Origin of the sequence: Longimicrobium terrae (assembly GCF_014202995.1) — a bacterium.
GTDB lineage: Bacteria > Gemmatimonadota > Gemmatimonadetes > Longimicrobiales > Longimicrobiaceae > Longimicrobium > Longimicrobium terrae.
Map to the genome: position 1 here is coordinate 133,831 of NZ_JACHIA010000001.1, position 15,400 is coordinate 149,230.

Annotated in this window: 13 protein-coding genes and 1 pseudogene; 7 read left to right on the plus strand and 7 right to left on the minus strand. The window is 69.1% G+C overall.

Annotation, left to right across the window (positions count from 1 at the left end; all coding sequences use genetic code 11):
• Positions 1-293: 293 nt before the first annotated feature.
• Both HNQ61_RS00550 and HNQ61_RS00555 read left to right on the plus strand, forming a co-directional pair.
• A complete protein-coding gene (locus HNQ61_RS00550) occupies positions 294-764 on the plus strand; it encodes a hypothetical protein (RefSeq protein WP_170030638.1) in 471 nt (156 codons plus the stop codon).
• 26 nt (positions 765-790) lie between these two features.
• Positions 791-1,420, plus strand: a complete 630-nt coding sequence (locus tag HNQ61_RS00555) for a hypothetical protein (protein WP_170030640.1) — start codon at positions 791-793, stop codon at positions 1,418-1,420.
• Positions 1,421-1,697: 277 nt separating this feature from the next.
• On the opposite strand, the gene HNQ61_RS00560 is transcribed toward HNQ61_RS00555, so the two are convergent.
• Positions 1,698-2,756, minus strand: a complete 1,059-nt coding sequence (locus HNQ61_RS00560) for a glycosyltransferase family 9 protein (RefSeq protein WP_170030642.1) — start codon at positions 2,754-2,756, stop codon at positions 1,698-1,700.
• Between the two features lie 163 nt (positions 2,757-2,919).
• Between HNQ61_RS00560 and HNQ61_RS29060 the strand changes: the two genes are divergently transcribed.
• Both HNQ61_RS29060 and HNQ61_RS29065 read left to right on the plus strand, forming a co-directional pair.
• Complete coding sequence (locus HNQ61_RS29060; protein WP_170030644.1) at positions 2,920-3,138, plus strand: DUF4254 domain-containing protein; 219 nt, start codon at positions 2,920-2,922, stop codon at positions 3,136-3,138.
• Positions 3,131-3,403, plus strand: a complete 273-nt coding sequence (locus HNQ61_RS29065; RefSeq protein ID WP_170030646.1) for a DUF4254 domain-containing protein — start codon at positions 3,131-3,133, stop codon at positions 3,401-3,403. Before HNQ61_RS29060 ends, HNQ61_RS29065 begins: the two co-directional genes overlap by 8 nt.
• 74 nt (positions 3,404-3,477) lie before the next feature.
• Here HNQ61_RS29065 and HNQ61_RS00575 read toward each other — a convergent pair whose 3' ends face one another.
• Together HNQ61_RS00575 and HNQ61_RS00580 are read right to left on the minus strand one after the other, a co-directional pair.
• Complete coding sequence (locus HNQ61_RS00575; RefSeq protein ID WP_170030648.1) at positions 3,478-3,765, minus strand: type II toxin-antitoxin system RelE/ParE family toxin; 288 nt, start codon at positions 3,763-3,765, stop codon at positions 3,478-3,480.
• Between the two features lie 23 nt (positions 3,766-3,788).
• A complete protein-coding gene (locus HNQ61_RS00580; RefSeq protein WP_205761084.1) occupies positions 3,789-4,127 on the minus strand; it encodes an addiction module protein in 339 nt (112 codons plus the stop codon).
• A gap of 311 nt (positions 4,128-4,438) precedes the next feature.
• On the opposite strand from HNQ61_RS00580, the gene HNQ61_RS00585 reads away from it, so the two are divergent.
• The 3 genes from HNQ61_RS00585 to HNQ61_RS00595 all read left to right on the plus strand — a co-directional run bounded on the left by HNQ61_RS00585 (position 4,439) and on the right by HNQ61_RS00595 (position 8,408).
• Entirely contained in the window at positions 4,439-6,205 is a 1,767-nt protein-coding gene (locus tag HNQ61_RS00585; protein WP_170030650.1) for an amidohydrolase, read from the plus strand.
• A gap of 31 nt (positions 6,206-6,236) precedes the next feature.
• The gene (locus HNQ61_RS00590) at positions 6,237-7,457 is read left to right on the plus strand and encodes a patatin-like phospholipase family protein (protein WP_205761085.1); all 1,221 of its coding nucleotides are present in this window, start codon (positions 6,237-6,239) and stop codon (positions 7,455-7,457) included.
• Positions 7,458-7,616: 159 nt separating this feature from the next.
• Entirely contained in the window at positions 7,617-8,408 is a 792-nt protein-coding gene (locus tag HNQ61_RS00595; protein ID WP_170030652.1) for a DUF72 domain-containing protein, read from the plus strand.
• A 342-nt stretch (positions 8,409-8,750) separates the two neighbouring features.
• On the opposite strand, the gene HNQ61_RS00600 is transcribed toward HNQ61_RS00595, so the two are convergent.
• From HNQ61_RS00600 to HNQ61_RS00615, 4 genes and pseudogenes are all read right to left on the minus strand, one after another.
• Positions 8,751-9,254 carry a GAF domain-containing protein gene (locus HNQ61_RS00600; RefSeq protein WP_170030654.1) on the minus strand — a complete coding sequence of 168 codons (504 nt, stop codon included), beginning with the start codon at positions 9,252-9,254 and terminating at the stop codon, positions 8,751-8,753.
• Entirely contained in the window at positions 9,251-9,562 is a 312-nt protein-coding gene (locus tag HNQ61_RS00605; protein WP_170030657.1) for a hypothetical protein, read from the minus strand. The genes HNQ61_RS00600 and HNQ61_RS00605 overlap by 4 nt, the downstream gene beginning before the upstream one ends.
• Positions 9,563-9,745: 183 nt before the next feature.
• Complete coding sequence (locus HNQ61_RS00610; RefSeq protein ID WP_170030659.1) at positions 9,746-13,480, minus strand: ABC transporter permease/M1 family aminopeptidase; 3,735 nt, start codon at positions 13,478-13,480, stop codon at positions 9,746-9,748.
• Positions 13,480-15,189: pseudogene (locus HNQ61_RS00615) on the minus strand (ATP-binding cassette domain-containing protein); the annotation flags it as partial. The pseudogene HNQ61_RS00615 and the gene HNQ61_RS00610, both read right to left, overlap by 1 nt.
• Positions 15,190-15,400 lie beyond the last annotated feature (211 nt).

Genomic DNA, 15,400 nt, shown 5'->3' on the forward strand with positions numbered 1-15,400 from the left:
CAGCTTGGCTGGGCATCGCTGCCGCAGTGCTGGGCATCGGTGTGGCGGTCCTAGAAGTCAAAGCAAATTTCAGTCGATCCGAGCCCGAACAGGGGTCCGGAACTCCCAAGAGACCCGGCGGCGGGCCAGAGTCGCCTCCCGTTGTCATTCCACCTGTGCCTCCCCCGCCCGACAGCGTCGCGGACGCCGGGCCAGTGCCCACCCCCGGAGAAACACCGGTTGACAGGGTTGTCTTTCCCTCGTCTACCCCTGCCAGGGACGGCACCTCCGCACCTCCGTACGGTGACGGCTTCATGCCGTCCGCCCGTGCGCCGGAGCGCTACGTGAACCCCAGCGTGCTCGCGGGAGGTCATCCCATGACCCTTCTGGTGGTGCGCGGGAATTCCGGCGCGGAGCAGCGCGTGGCGAGCGGATTGAGCGCGGCCGGCGTGGATGCCCGGACGGGCGCGTTCACGCCCGCGGCTCTCCGTGACGGCGTGGTGGACCGGCTTTCCGCAGGCGAGACGGCGGCGGAACTGGGGCTCCCGGCGATGACCGGGGACCTGGTGATTGCACGGCTCTCGTTCGATCCCGTGCAGAACACCATGGACGACCTGATGATGACGCACGCATCCCTCGCCGTGCAGATCGTGTCGCTGAGCGGGGGAACAACGAAGTCGCGCGTATTCCGTGCGCGAGGCGCGGGGTTCAACGAATCCGCCGCGCTCCAGCAGGCGGAGAGCCGCGTCGTGCAGGACCTTGCCGAGGCACTTGCCTCACCTTGATCACCCCACAGCGGTTGGAGGATTTAATGCGCAGAATCAATCTGGTTGTCACCGTTGCGTTGCTCACGTTCGGCAATACGGCATGCGGGGCCGTGCAGCAGTACGAACGTCTGGCGCGGGCGCTGGAACCCACGCCCAGCGCCACGACGTCGCCCCGGTTCAACCCGCGCCAGCACGAGCGGATCGCGATCCTGGTGGAGGACCACACCGGTACCGGCAGCGGCATTACGCGCCAGGCGGAGGACGAGTTCATGCGGGCGGCCATGGTCAAGGGCTACACAATCGCGGACCGTTCCAACGTGAACGCCATGATGCAGGAACTCCGGTTCCAGTCCTCCGGCGCCACGGCCAGGGACTACGAACAGGTCGGCAACATGCTTAACGTGTCGGCCATTCTCATCGTGAGCATCGATGACCTGTCGACTCGCCGCGAGGCCGCGCCCACGATTCAGAGCCTCGTAAGCAACGACAAGCCGGGCCAGGCAGACTTCTCGTATGCCACTGTGGGCGGGCGCCTGATCAGCGTGCGGGAGGCCGAGGTGCTCTGGGTGGGCACTCTGACCGGGCGGCAACAGGTGGCCAGCGGCACGGCGAACGCGGCCGCGCTCCCGTACGTTTCGCGCATCGTCGCTGCAGCCATCCCGTCACGGTTCTGACGCCGACCCGGAGGCGCCCGGGGCTCGGCAGCCCGGAATTCGCCCTGTGTCTCCGGCCACCGGAGCGCCACGCCCGGCTGATTTCGAGTACACGAAGGCCGCCGTGGCGCACATGCCGCGGCGGCCTTCATATGCTTCACGGGTATGAGGAGCAGAGACTGCGTACAGCGCGCGCCCCCGCATTTCGCCTCCCGAGCCACGGCGGCTCATTGTGCCGACCTCCCCGCGACCTCCGCGGCCCCCGCGCCCTCCGCGTGAGCTCTCCGACGGCCAGCGGCTACACGGAATCCGGCCGAACGCGCCCGCGATACTTCCGGTCCCACACGGCCACCTTCTCCAGCACCTGATCCACGGTGATCGTCTTCGTGCGCCCGGGCCGCTTCTCTGGCGTGATGGGATAGTCCTCGCCCGGGTCGCCGTACGCATCCACCAGCAGATCGTGAAAGCGGCGATACGGCCCGATGCGCTTGGGATTGTAGTAGCCGATCAGCGCCACCGTCGGCGTGCCGAGCGCGGTGGCGATGTGCATCGGTCCCGTATCCAGCGCCACAACGAGTTCCGACGCGTCGAAGATCCCCACCAGCTCGCGCAGGGGCACGCCCAGCGTGGAAACGACGGGGTGCCGCGCGTGCTCCATGATCACCCGCTCCGTCGCCAACTCCCGCTCCGAGCGCCCGCCGACGAGCACCGGCTGCAGCCCGAACCGCTCGTACAGCGCGTCGGAAAGCTCCACCCAGCGCTGCGGCACCCAGTCCTTTTCCGCGCGCGTCGTGCCAATCACCAGCGACGCGGCGGGCCGGTTCAGCCGGCCCAGGAATGCGCGCTGGGCATCCCGCTCGCCGTCCCACGGCCCCAGGTTCCACGTCACCGGCTCGGGATTCACGCCCAGAACGTCCAGGAACTCGAAGTACTGGTCCTGCACGTGCCGCTGCCCGCGCGGCGGAATGCGGTCCGTCGTCACCAGCCAGTTCCAGTCACGCGCGCGTGCCTTGTCGAATCCCAGCTTCACCGGCGCGGAGGCAATCGCCGTCACCATGCTGGCCTTGGCGTATACCTGCAGGTTGATGACGACGTCGAACTTGCGGCCGGCGAGCTTGCGGCGGATGCCGGTGAACGCCCGCCACCCCGCGCGCCGCTCAAAGAGGATGATCTCGTCCACGTCCGGATGGCCGCGCACCAGAGACGCCGGGCCGGGCTGCAGCACCCAGGTGATGTGGATGGCGGGATCGTGCCGCTTGAGCGCGGTTACGACGGGGAGCACGTGGACGGTGTCGCCCACGGCGCTCATCATCACGATCAGGACGCGCGCGGCGGGCGGAAGGCGTACGGCGGACAACGGACGGCCGGGATCGGGTGAACGGGCGCAAAACGGCGCGCAAGATAGCCGGGCCGCCGCGCGCGCCGCAATCGACGCCGGAGTGGCGCGGCGTGCGCGGGCCGTGTACATTCGCGGCGATCTGCCACGGCGGCGTGCCCGCCCGCACCACCGGAAGGCCGGAATGAACGAGACCATTGGAACGCTGATCGCACGCCTCGCCGAGACCAACATCGAGCTCTGGCACGAGGAAGACAAAGCGCGGGTGGATGACGACCATCAGGTGGCGGCCGCCAAGCGCGCGGTCGACAAGCTGAACCAGAAGCGCAACGACCTCATCGAGCGCATCGACGAGGCCGTGATGGACGCGGTGCGCGCCGCGGGCGGAGGCGTCCGTGGCTGAAACGGTGGGCTCGCTGGTAGACAAGCTCAGCATCATCGAGCTCAAGATCTACCACATGCGCGAGCAGGCCGAGCGCCCCGACGCCGAGCCGGAGTTCGTGGAGCGGTGCGTGGGGCGGCTGGAAGTGATGCGCATGCAGCGCGACGACCTGGCCCAGGAACTGTCCACGCTGCTGACGGACATCGCGTCCGGGCGCGTGGTGCCCAAGGTGTACCGCCAGTTCAAGATGTACAACGACCCGCAGTACCGTCAGCCCGCCTCCTGACGCTGCACGCTGGATGACAGAAACGCCGCCCCGGCTCCACGGCCGGGGCGGCGTTTGTGTATTCGGCACGCCGTTTATCGAAGCACGCGCCGCTGCCAGTCTTCAGGATCACGCGCCGTGTGCAGGCACGCGAGTACCACGATGGTCAGCGCGAAGATCTCGTAAAAGACGGCGTACGGGAACTTGCGCAGAAGTACCCGGCGCGTGGGCCCAAATACCCGCTGGTAGCGAAGCGGGCCATGCGCGACGTTGTCCAGAGCAGATCGCAGTTGATCCAGAAAGGAGCGGCCGAGTCCTCGCTTCTGCGCGTCGTACCAGCGAATTGCATCCGTGATGTCCGCCTCCGCTTCCGGCAGGAGCACGGATTCGTAGACAACGGGCCGCCTCACCCCAGAGATCGCTCGATCCGATCCAGCGCCTCATGCAGCGGGACCGCCCGTCCCGGATTCTGGTGGTAGGCACGGGAACGGCGCATGATCTCCCGGGCCTGCGCCTGACTGACCGGAAGCCGGTCTGGATGGGCCTCGGCCTCATCGGCCACGCTATCCCACAGATCGGCCGCAAGCTGCGCTCGTTCGGAGAGGCTGAGCGCCAGCAGTTCGGAAAGCGGGATTTCACTCATGCTCCAAGAGTACCCGCTCTCGCGCTCCTGATCAACCCGACTCGCCAATCCGCCGGAGTGGACGGCCATACCCGGATCGCGCGGCACTACGGAATCGTGCATCGTGCCTCCTGAACAAAGGGGAACAACAAAGCCCGCTCACTACGCCTGATCACATCATGTCGAGCGGGCCGCAAACGACTCTCTGTCAGCTGATACCCCCGTCACAGACGGTGACGGACTGTGACGCGGGCCGGGAGCCGCAGTCAATCATCCCGAGTCTCAGGCCCGATCAACTGCACAGCGTGGACAGAGGATAACGAGCACGCATCCGTCGCGCAACGCTCCTGTTTCGCCCCTGTGTTTGTCACGCGGCGGCGGGGCGCGTATCATGTTCCGCTCTGACGTCAGCCTCCCCGCACCGACGCTCCGGAATGACGCGTAGCCGCCCGCTTCTGCTCGCCCTGTGTGCGCTGTCCGCCTGCGCACGGCCGCATCCGCCCATTCTACACGGCCCGGCCGCGCCGGATCCCGCGGCGATGAACTCCCGCTCGCCCGGGTGGCCGCGCACGAGCGGCCAGGCCGACATGATCCTGGTGGGCGGGCGCGTGTTCGTGGCTGACAACGCGAACACGATGGCGCAGGCCGTCGCGCTCCGGAACGGCACCGTGCTGGCCGTGGGGACGGACGCGCAGATCCGCGCCCTCGCCGGGCCGGACACGCGGACCGTGGACCTGCAGGGCCGGCTCGTCACGCCGGGGTTCAACGACGCGCACGTGCACTTTGGCGCGGGCGGGCAGAACCTGCTGCAGGTGAGCCTGCTGGGCGCCACGTCGCTGGCGGAAATCGAACGGCGGGTGGCGGCCGCGGCGGAGCAGGCGGCGCCGGGCGAATGGATTCTGGGACGCGGATGGGACCAGACGCGCCTTCCCGCCTCGGAGCTGGGCCCCGGCGGCTGGCCCACCAACGCCGCGCTGAACCGCGCGGCGCCCAAGAATCCGGTGGTGCTGACGCGCGTGGACGGCCACACCTCGTGGGCCAACGAGACCGCGCTGCGAATCTCCGGCGTCACCGAAGACACGCCCAACCCCTCCGGCGGCGAAATCGTCCGCCATCCCACCACGCGGCAGGCGACCGGCATCCTCAAGGAATCCGCCGAGTCGCTGGTGACGCGCTTCATCCCCGACCCCACCGAAGCGCAGGAGCGCCGCGGCATTCACGCCGCGATGGACCTGGCCGCGCGCACGGGCGTCACCAGCGTGCAGAGCGACGTCACCCCGTCCCACGTGGCCATCTATCAGCAGCTTCGCGACGCGGACTCGCTCACGGTGCGCATCTACGGCTGGCTGCCGCTGCAGAGGGAGATGATCGACACCCTGCGCGCCCGCCGCATCACCGCGCCCACGGGCGACGACTGGGTGCGGGTGGGGATGGTGAAGGGGTACACGGATGGCACGCTGGGCTCGCGCACCGCGTACATGCAGGAGCCCTTTGCGGATGACCACTCCGTGCGCGGGCTGCCGCAGTACACCAACGCGCAGCTGGATTCGCTCGTCACCGCGGCGGACGCGGCCGGGCTGCAGGTGATCCTGCACGCCATCGGCGACGCGGCCAACCACCAGGCGCTGAACGCCTTTGAGAACGCGGCGCGCGCCAACCCCGCGCACCCGCGCCGGCACCGCATCGAGCACGCGCAGGTGCTGGACCGGGCCGACATCCCCCGCTTTCGCGAGCTGGGCGTCATCGCCAGCATGCAGCCCACGCACGCCACCAGCGACATGCGCTGGGCCGAGACGCGCATCGGACACGACCGCGCGGTGGAAGGCGCCTACGCGTGGCGGACGCTGCTGGACGCGGGCGCCACGGTCATCTTCGGCACCGACTTTCCGGTGGAGCCGCTGCCGCCGGTGGAGGGCATCTACTCCGCCGTCACCCGCCAGAGCCGCGAAGAGCCGGGGGTGCCGCCGGGCGGCTGGCTTCCCGCGCAGCGGCTGACCCGTGCGGAGGCCATCCGCCTGTACACGTCGGCGTCTGCGTTCGGGGAGTGGCAGGAGGCCAGAAAGGGCACGCTGCGGCCGGGGATGCTGGGCGACCTGGTGGTGTGGGACCGCGACCTGCTCACCGTGCCCGAAGCGGACATCCTGAACGCCGAGCCGGTGCTTACGGTGGTCGGCGGACGCGTGGTCTACGAGCGCCGATGACGGATTCCGGACGAGGGACGGGAGGCGGGGCGTGACGGACGGGCAGCCGAGGTACCCGGACGGATTCCGGTCGCAGGCGGGGCGCGAGTTCGCGCCCGCGGGAGCGACCACGGACCGCGGCGAACTGGCGCTGGTGCTCACCGGCGGCGGGGCGCGCGGGGCGTACCAGGTGGGAATGCTGCGCTACCTGGCGCGTGCGTATCCGGACCTGAACATCCCCATCCTGAGCGGCGTTTCGGCGGGGGCCATCAACACGGCGCTGCTGGCCCAGCATCACGGCACCTTTCTGCAGGCCGTCACCGAGCTGGCCGGGCTGTGGTCGGAGCTGATGCCGGAGCGCATCTTTCGCGTGGATGTGCGGTCGCTGGCGGCAAACCTGGGTCGCTGGGGCATCCGACTCACCTCCGGCGGCTTCGGGGAGAGCCATGCGCGCGGGCTGGTGGACACGGAGCCGCTGCGCGGATTCCTGGAAGAAGCGCTCGCGCCGGTCAACGGCGAGCTGACGGGGATCGACTACAACCTGCACCGCGGCACGCTCAAGGCCACGAGCATCAGCACCACGGACTACAACACCGGGCAGTCGGTGGTGTGGGTGCAGGGGCGCGACATCGAGACGTGGGAGCGGCCGGGCAGAACGAGCCGAAGCTGCCGGCTCACGGTGGACCACATCATGGCCTCCGCCGCGCTGCCGCTCTTCTTTCCCGCGGTGCAGATCGGGCCGCACTGGTACGGCGATGGCGGCATCAAGCTCACGGCGCCGCTCTCCCCCGCCCTGCACCTGGGCGCGCGGCGCATCCTTGCCGTCAGCACGCGCTACGACCGTACGCGCGACGAGGCCAACAGCGTGGACGTGCGGGGCTACCCGCCGCCGGCGCAGGTCATCGGGCAGCTGATGGACGCCATCTTCCTGGAGATGGTTGACCAGGACGTGGCGCGGATGGAGCGCATCAACCGCATCGTCCAGAAGGTGCCGCCGGAGCACCGGGACGGCATGCGCCCCGTGGAGCTGATGGTGATGCGCCCGTCGCGCGACTTGGCCAAGCTGGCGGCGGACTACGAGCCGCGTCTGCCGCGCGCGTTCCGGCTGATGACGCGCGGGCTGGGCACGCGGCAGACCTCCAGCCCCGACGTCCTGAGCATGATCATGTTCCAGGATGATTACGCCAAGCGGCTGATGGCGCTGGGCGAGGAGGACGCCGAGCGCCGCGGCGAAGAGCTGGACCACTTCCTCCGCGACGACCAGGGATCGTAACTGGCGCTGGACAACGATCAGAACGCCGCCCGGTGCACCAGCCCGGGCGGCGTTCTGTTTCTCGTACTCTCGTACTCTCGTACTCTCGTACTCTCGTACTTTCTGACTTTCGTACCTTCGTACTTCCCTTCCGGCACCGTGGATGCATCACCCCGCTGCATGCCCACACCTGATGCGCGTCCCGAGAAGCCGTCCGCCACCACGGAATCCGCCACGAGCGGCGTTCTGATCGGCTGCGCGGGATGGTCGCTGCCGCGCGACGTGCAGGAGCAGTTTCCGGTGGAGGGCACGCACCTTCAGCGGTACGCGGGCGTGTTCGGCGCGGCGGAGATCAACTCCTCGTTCCACCGCCCGCACCGGCCCACGACCTACGCGAAGTGGGCGGACAGCGTGCCGGATGCATTCCGTTTCAGCGCCAAGCTCCCCAAGACGATCACGCATACGCAGAAGCTGGTGGATACCGACGAGCTTCTGGACACGTTTCTGGCCGAGGTCGGCGGGCTGGGCGACAAGCTGGCGTGCCTGCTCGTGCAGCTTCCGCCGAGCCTGCGGCTGAATCCGGAGGTCGCAGCGCCGTTCCTGGCCGGCCTTCGCGCGCGCACGACGGTCGTGCTGGTCTGCGAGCCGCGCCACCAGACGTGGTTCACACCGGAGGCGGATGCGCTGCTGGCGGAATGCGGGATCGGACGTGTGGGCGCGGACCCGGCGCGCGTCCCGGCCGCGGCGCATCCCGGCGCGTGGGGACCGATCGCGTACTATCGCCTGCACGGTTCGCCGCGCATCTACTACTCCGCGTACGAGCGTGCTTTTCTGGATGACATCGCGGACCATCTGCGTGCGGACGTCGCTGCCGGTCGCGAGGCGTGGTGCATCTTCGACAACACCGCGTCCGGCGCCGCCGCCGCCAACGCGCTCGAACTGCGCGCCATGCTCGGTGACGGCGCGGATTGATCCCATCTCGCCTGCAAAAAAACGAAACCGCCGCTCCCTGCTCGGAAGCGGCGGTTCTGTCTGTCATCCATCATCCCGTGCGGCCGCCAAGTGTGAAACTGCATCTCACGCGGAGGCCGCGGGGGTCGCGGAGGTCGCGGGGAACAGCAACAGATCATCCTCACACAGAGTTAACAGAGTCAGCAGAGGAACAACAGCGCCTTACTCTGTTAACTCCGTTGACTCTGTGTGACCCATTTTTTCTGCAGTTCCCCCGCGTTCCCCTCCGTCAGAACCTCCGCGTCCTCCGCGTGAAACACAGACTCTGCTCACGAACGGCAATCCGCGGACGGGAACACGACGTCAGGCAACGCGCGCCTCGATCCGGCGCACGGCCTCGGACGCAAGATCGCGAAGAATCTGGACTTCCTCGTCCGAGAACTTCCTTTCCTCCAGCCCCACCACGCACAGGTTGCCCAGCACGTGCCCGCGCGACGAAATCATCGGTACGCCGGCATAGCAGCGCACCCCGTCCCGCGTAACCAGCGGATTGGTCTGGTGATACGGATGCGTGACCGCGCTCTCCACCACGAACGCCTCGCGTGACCGCACCGAGGTGGCGCAGAACGCCCACTCCACCGGATGCCCGCGCGTTTCGCCCAGCCACAGCCCGTCGATGCCGTGCGAGCCGGCCACGTGCAGCGCCTCATCCAGCACCACGCTCACCAGCGACACGGGCATTTCCAGCCGCCCGGCGGCCTGCGACGCGATTTCCGTGAGGATCGAATCCACTTCGGGAGCCAGCAGGTCCAGGTCGATGATTTCCTGGAGGCGCTCTTCACTGTGCAGAGGATCAGGCTGATTCATTCCCGCACTCCTGCGGCAAGGGCGGAGTTGGCGGCGAGCCGGGCATAGGTCCGCATGCGGATTTCAATGGAACGCGCGATCGCGGCGGTGGCGCCGCCCTGCGCGGCCAGCGCCTGCACGGTCTCGGCGAGGCGCGCGGAATCAACGCTCCCCACCAGCACCCGGGCGGTGGCGCAGGCCTCGGCCCAGCGCTGCTCTGCCCGCTCCTTGCCGAACACGCGGTGCAGCGCGAAGCGCACGTCCGCCTCGGTGGGCGCGGCGAGCTGGTAACCGGGGATGGGTGGCGGCCCGGAAGAAGATGTATCCATGTCGTTCTCTACTAGCGGGGATCGGCGGTGCGGCCATGGGGGATACGGCCGGACCGGCGCGTTCGGATCCAGGGCCTGTCCACAGTCTACCGCCGCGCGGCGTGGCGGGCCAGCACCAGCCCGCGCTTCGGCGGGAGACGGCGAGCGCGGACCGCTACCCGAATTTCATGCTTTCCCGCTCCGTCACCGCGGGCGCGCCGCTCCCGAGTCGCGCCGCGCGCTGTCACGGCGCACGGAATCCGGCCGCGCGGAACCACGACGGCTCGTGTCCCGCACGGGCGTCCGGCGCGCGGTGTCCGCGGGCGAGGCGCGGCGCGCGGGCGGACGGCTCAGCAGCGTGGGCCGCAGCCCTTCCACATCCATCACGTTGTCCTCCACGTCGCGGTCGATCAGCTTGTTCAGCGGATCGATCCCCGCGCGCGTGGGGCGCTCATCCACCCGGATGCGAAAGCGCCGCGCCTGGCCGTCGAAGCGGTACTTGCGCAGGTAGATGGGCTCGTCCTCATCCGCCCCGAACACGCCCACCTCGATCCAGTCATTGATCTTTACCGGCGTGGTGCGCCCCAGCCCGTCGGAACGCTCCTTGTACGCGTCCACCATCACGTCCACGTCGTAGCGCCCGTCCGGCAGCGCCGTGGCCCGCGCCGACAGTGCCGCGAGATCCCACAGGGTGATGTTGTTGAACAGGTCGTCCACCAGGTAGGCCAGCGAGTCGGGCGTGGCCGCGCGCAGGTGGTCCACCAGCCGCCGCGACGTGGGGTACGGCGCCCCGCGGAACCGTGTCTCCTCCAGGTAGGCGCGGATGGCGCCGTTCACCCGCTGCTCGCCCACGTAGTCGCGCAGCGCGTACATCACCAGCGCGCCTTTGTTGTAGTGGATGTACTGCTGGTTCTCCACCAGCGCCAGCGGCATCTCCGCCCGCCGCTCTTCCGTGCGCCCCTTGAGGTACCCGTCCAGCTCAAAGCGCAGGAACCGGCCGATCTTCTCGCGGCCGAACTCCTTTTCCATCACCATCAGCGCGCTGTACTCCGCCAGCGTCTCGCTCAGCATCGCCGCGCCCTGCACGTCGGCGGGGACGGCCTGGTGCCCCCACCACTGGTGCCCCATCTCGTGCGCCGTCACGAAGAACGGGTAGTCGATGTCGTCCGCGCGCACGTCGGCGATGAAGCCGATTCCCTCGCTGTACGGCACCGTCCCCGCGAACGACTGCGCGTAGTCGGCGTAGCGGGGGAACTCCACGATGCGGATCTGCTTGTGCTGGTACGGGCCGAACTGCGCCGTGTAGTAGTCCAGCGACTTCTGGATGGCGCGAATCATCCGCGCCACGTTGTACTCGTGCCCGCGATGGTGAAACACCTCGATCTGCACGTCGCGCCAGCGGTCGCGGCGCACGGCGTAGCGGGCCGACTGGAAGGAGTAGAACGAGAGCATGGGCACGTCCATCCGGTACTGGAAGTAGCGCCGGTCTCCCTGCCGCCACTCGCGCACCAGAGTCCCCGGCGCGATCGCCGTCTGGTCCGCCGAGGTCGACACCGTCGCGGCAAAGCGGATCCAGTCCGCGTCGCGCGACACTTGGTTGCGCGCCAGCCCCGCCGAGTCGCCGATGGGTCGCGCGCGCGGCCGCTCCCGCAGTCCGTAACGGCCGCGCGCGGACTCGTCCGCCAGCTCGCCCTCCTCGTTGTACCCGATCCCCGGCAGCCAGTGGTTGTCAAAGAACGTCCCGTTCTCCACCACCGGAAAGAACGACGGCTCGTTCTCAAACCCGCGCGCCAGGTACGCGATCTGAAAGCGCAGCTCGGTGCTGTCTCCCGGCGCCAGCGGCCGCGCCAGGCGGAATGCGTGGTACCCCTTCTGGTCGTCGTCGATGAACGGCGTGGCCGGCACGCCCAGCTCCATCCGCTCCACCTCCAGGCTGCTGGTGAGGTCCACGTGAATCTGGTCCACCGGGCGCCCGGAGCGGTTCACCAGCCGGTACACGCCACGGATGCGCATGCTGCGGCGCTCGGGAAACAGGTCCACGTCCAGCTTCACGTCCGTCACCCGCGGCTGCGGCAGCGTCAGATACTTCCGGTACTGCTTCTCGTAATCGGCCTGGATGCGCTCCGCCTGCTTTTCCGGCATCCACTCGTTCAGCGTCACCGTGTTGTGCACGATCCAGCCGCCGGTGGCCGTCATCAGCGCCGCCACGCCCAGCGCGGTGGCCAGCACGGGGCGCGTGGCGCGGGCGCGCGCCAGCCGCAGCCGCCACCTGCCGTCCGTCTCCTGCCCGCGCACCCAGAACAGGTGCGCGATGAGCAGAAGCAGCACCGCCGCCAGCGCCCAGAACCCCATGTACCACGCCCAGGCACGCACCGTGTGCCCGTACCCGTTCATGTCGGAATAGAAGGTGGTGGGCGTGCCGGAGTAGATGAACAGGTTGTGCGTGAGCCCCGCGCTGACGGCAAAGGGCATGAGGATGAAGAAGAGGATGACGCCCAGGTGGCCCACGTACTTGTGGTTGGCCAGCGTGTGAATCGCCATCGCCAGCACCACCAGCAGCGCGTACGACGACAGCCCCAGCCCGAACAGCTCCTTCAGGTACAGCCCGGGCTCATAGTGAAAGTAGCCGCGCACGGACTGGATGATCATGCCGCACAGCATGGCCACGCCCATCAGCACCGCCACCATCGCGGTCAGCGCAATCGCCTTTCCCGCCAGCGGCACCCAGTTGGGAATGGGCATGCTGTCGTAGATGCCGGCCACGCGCACCTCCCGCTCCTCCCACACCAGCTCGCCCGCGTACACGGCGATGATGATCACCAGAAAGAGCGCGAAGCTGGTTCCCAGCAGGTCCACCACCTGGTAGGTGACGGGAAAGGTCCGCGTTCCGTAGATGCTGCCCAGGTCCGTGGCCATCAGCAGCATGAAGAGCACGCACAGGCTGGCCAGGATCCAGAACCACGGCCCGCGCACGATGCGCATGAACCCCGCACGCGCTCCCGCGGCCACCTGCCGCGCCCGCGCGCCCCCGTCAAACGCCCGCGCGGGCCGCGGAATGCGCAGCACCGAAGCCAGCGACGGCGCCTCGGACGGGGGCGGCGGCGGGGAGCCGCCTTCCTCGCGCACGAACTGCGCGAAGCGGAACTGGCGGATGGTCCACGCCATGACCCCCGCGGCCAGCGCCAGCCAGAGCAGGCGGTTGCGCAGCAGCGCGGCGGTCAGCGGAAGCGGAAGGGTGTTGCGCTCGTCCACCGACCAGTAGCGGAGCGACCACCGCAGCGGCGCCCACCCGAACGGGTCGGACAGCTGCGTCCACCAGTTGAAGTCCAGCGCGGCGGCAAACACGGCGGCCACGCTCCACGCCACCAGCAGCGCCAGCCCGCCCGCCTGCACCGCGGCAAAGCGGCGGGTGAGCGCGGCCAGCGACAGAAAGATCGCCGAGGTCAGCAGGATGTCGGGAATGACGAACAGCACGAACGGGATCAGGTACGCCCCCAACCCGTAGCTGCCGATGCGCTCCGCCTCCACGAACGGCATCACCGTCGCGGCGGCGGCGCCCAGCGGCAGGCTGAGCAGCACCAGGATGTTGGCGGCCACCGCGCCCAGGTAGCGCCCGCCCAGGTACGCGCCCTTGCTGATGGGCGTGGTAAAGAAGAGCGGATGGATCCCGGTTTCGAAGTCGCGGAACGCGGCGCGCCCCGCCAGCCCCGCCGCTACGGGCACGGCCACGATCGCGAGCACGGCCATCACGCTGGCGATGCCGGCCGGCGAGTTGGCCTTGAGCACGGGCGAGCCCATCTCGAAACTTTGCCACGCGCCCGCCGTGGAGGCCGTCATGATGAACGACAGCGCAAAGAAGACGGCGAAGTACGCCCAGGTGGAGATGCGCCGCAGCTGGTGCCGCAGTTCAAATCCCGCCAGGCGAAGGAGAACGGCCATCATTCCGTCCCCGCCCCGCCGCGCCGCGCGGAGTCGTCCAACGGCGGGTGGATGGCGGGCCGTTCGTCGCGCGCGCCCGACCCATCCCGATCGTCCCCGTCGCGCATCGGTTGATCGGGATCAGGACGCACATCGTCCGCCGGCCGCTGGATGACCGGCCGGTTCTCATCGACTGACGGGGGATGAGCGATGGATTGGTTCTCGGCTGACCGCGCTGGATCGACCGACGACCGGCTCTGCTCGGCCGCTGCGGGCTGACCGACAGGCTGCGCCCGATCCGCGATCACGGATCGATGATCATCGACGGCAGACGGCGGAAACGCGGGATGCGTGTCGCCCGCACTTCGCGGAGTTTCAGTGGATGGTACGGCCGGAGGCGCGGCATGCGGCTGCGGAACGTCGGACGTGTTGCCGAAATCACGCACAGTCTCGAACGATGGCCCGGTCTCGGGGACGGGATGCGGCGCGCTGCCGCTTTCCGTCCTGCGGAGCCCCGTGGGATGAATCGCGTCCGCCGGGTCGGAGTTGGCCGTCGATTCGATCGTGTCTGGCTGGCCGACGCCTGTCTGCGGATTGGGCGCGGCGGGCCGCCGGAAGCGGGCCAGCGGATCATCCGCGCCGGCTTGAGGCGAGTTGGCCGCCGACTCGGCTCCCGTAGGCGGATTGCTCGCTGAACGAGCTTCGGCGGATTGCGCGGACTCGACGGACTCGGCGCGGCGGCGGAACGTGGCCCAGGGATCGGCGCCGTCCGCCGGCCGCGGCGCGGACACGCTAGCGGGAACGTGCGGCGCGATCGGCTCCGGCGCGGCCATCGGCTCGGGCGCATCCGTGCGTTCCGGCACGCCCGCCTGCGCCGCCGGTTCGGGCGTCACGTGGAGCGCCACGGGCTGCGCGGTGGAGCGCAGGCTCAGGCCGCGCATCAGCGTGAAGTACACGTCCTTCAGGTCCGGCTGCACCCGCTGGAACGTGGAGTCCGGCGCGGAATCAGCCACCACGTGCACCATCGTCTGCCCGCCCACCAGCGTCGTGGAGATCACGGGGTGCGCCTCCTCGAACGCCACGAGTTCGTCGCGCGGCACCTCGCGGCGCCACACGCGGCCGGAAAGGGCGGCCACCGCGTCCCTCGGAACCGCCTCCAGCAGAATGCGGCCGCCCTGAATCACCGCCATACGCTGGCACAGGTCGCTCACGTCCTCCACGATGTGCGTGGAAAGCAGCACCACCGCGTTCTCGCCCAGCGCGCTCAGCAGGTTCAGAAACCGCACGCGCTCCGCCGGGTCCAGCCCCGCCGTGGGCTCGTCGACGATGATGAGCCGCGGGTTGCCGATGAGCGCCACCGCGATCCCGAACCGCTGCCGCATCCCGCCGGAAAAGCCGCCGAGCCGCCGGTTGCGCGCATCCCACAGGTTGGTCTGCTCCAGCAGCGACCGAACCGTATCCCGCCGCTCGCGCGCATTCACCACGCCCTTGAGCAGGGCAAAGTGGTCCAGCAGTTCCTCCGCCGTCACACGCGGGTACAGGCCGAATTCCTGGGGCAGATAGCCCAGCGTGCGCCGCACCGCGTCCTTGTCGCGCAGCACGTCGATGTCGCCCAGCGTCACCGCGCCGCCGTCCGCTTCCTGCAGCGTGGCAAGAATGCGCATCAGCGTGCTCTTGCCCGCGCCGTTGGGCCCCAGCAGCCCGAACATGCCGGGCGCGATGGTCAGACTTACCTCCTGCAGGGCGTGCACGCCGTTGGGGTAGGTCTTGCGAAGGCGGTCGATCTTGAGTTCCACGGGATTGCGATCCGGGGGAAGAGCGGCGGCGGAGGAACCGGCGCCGGAGAGTCGGAGAGCCGCGGCGCCGGGAGGCCGGGCGCGCGTGGATGTCGGGAGATGAGCGTTGATTCTAACGCTACGCCCCGTCCGCTGCCCAGTACGC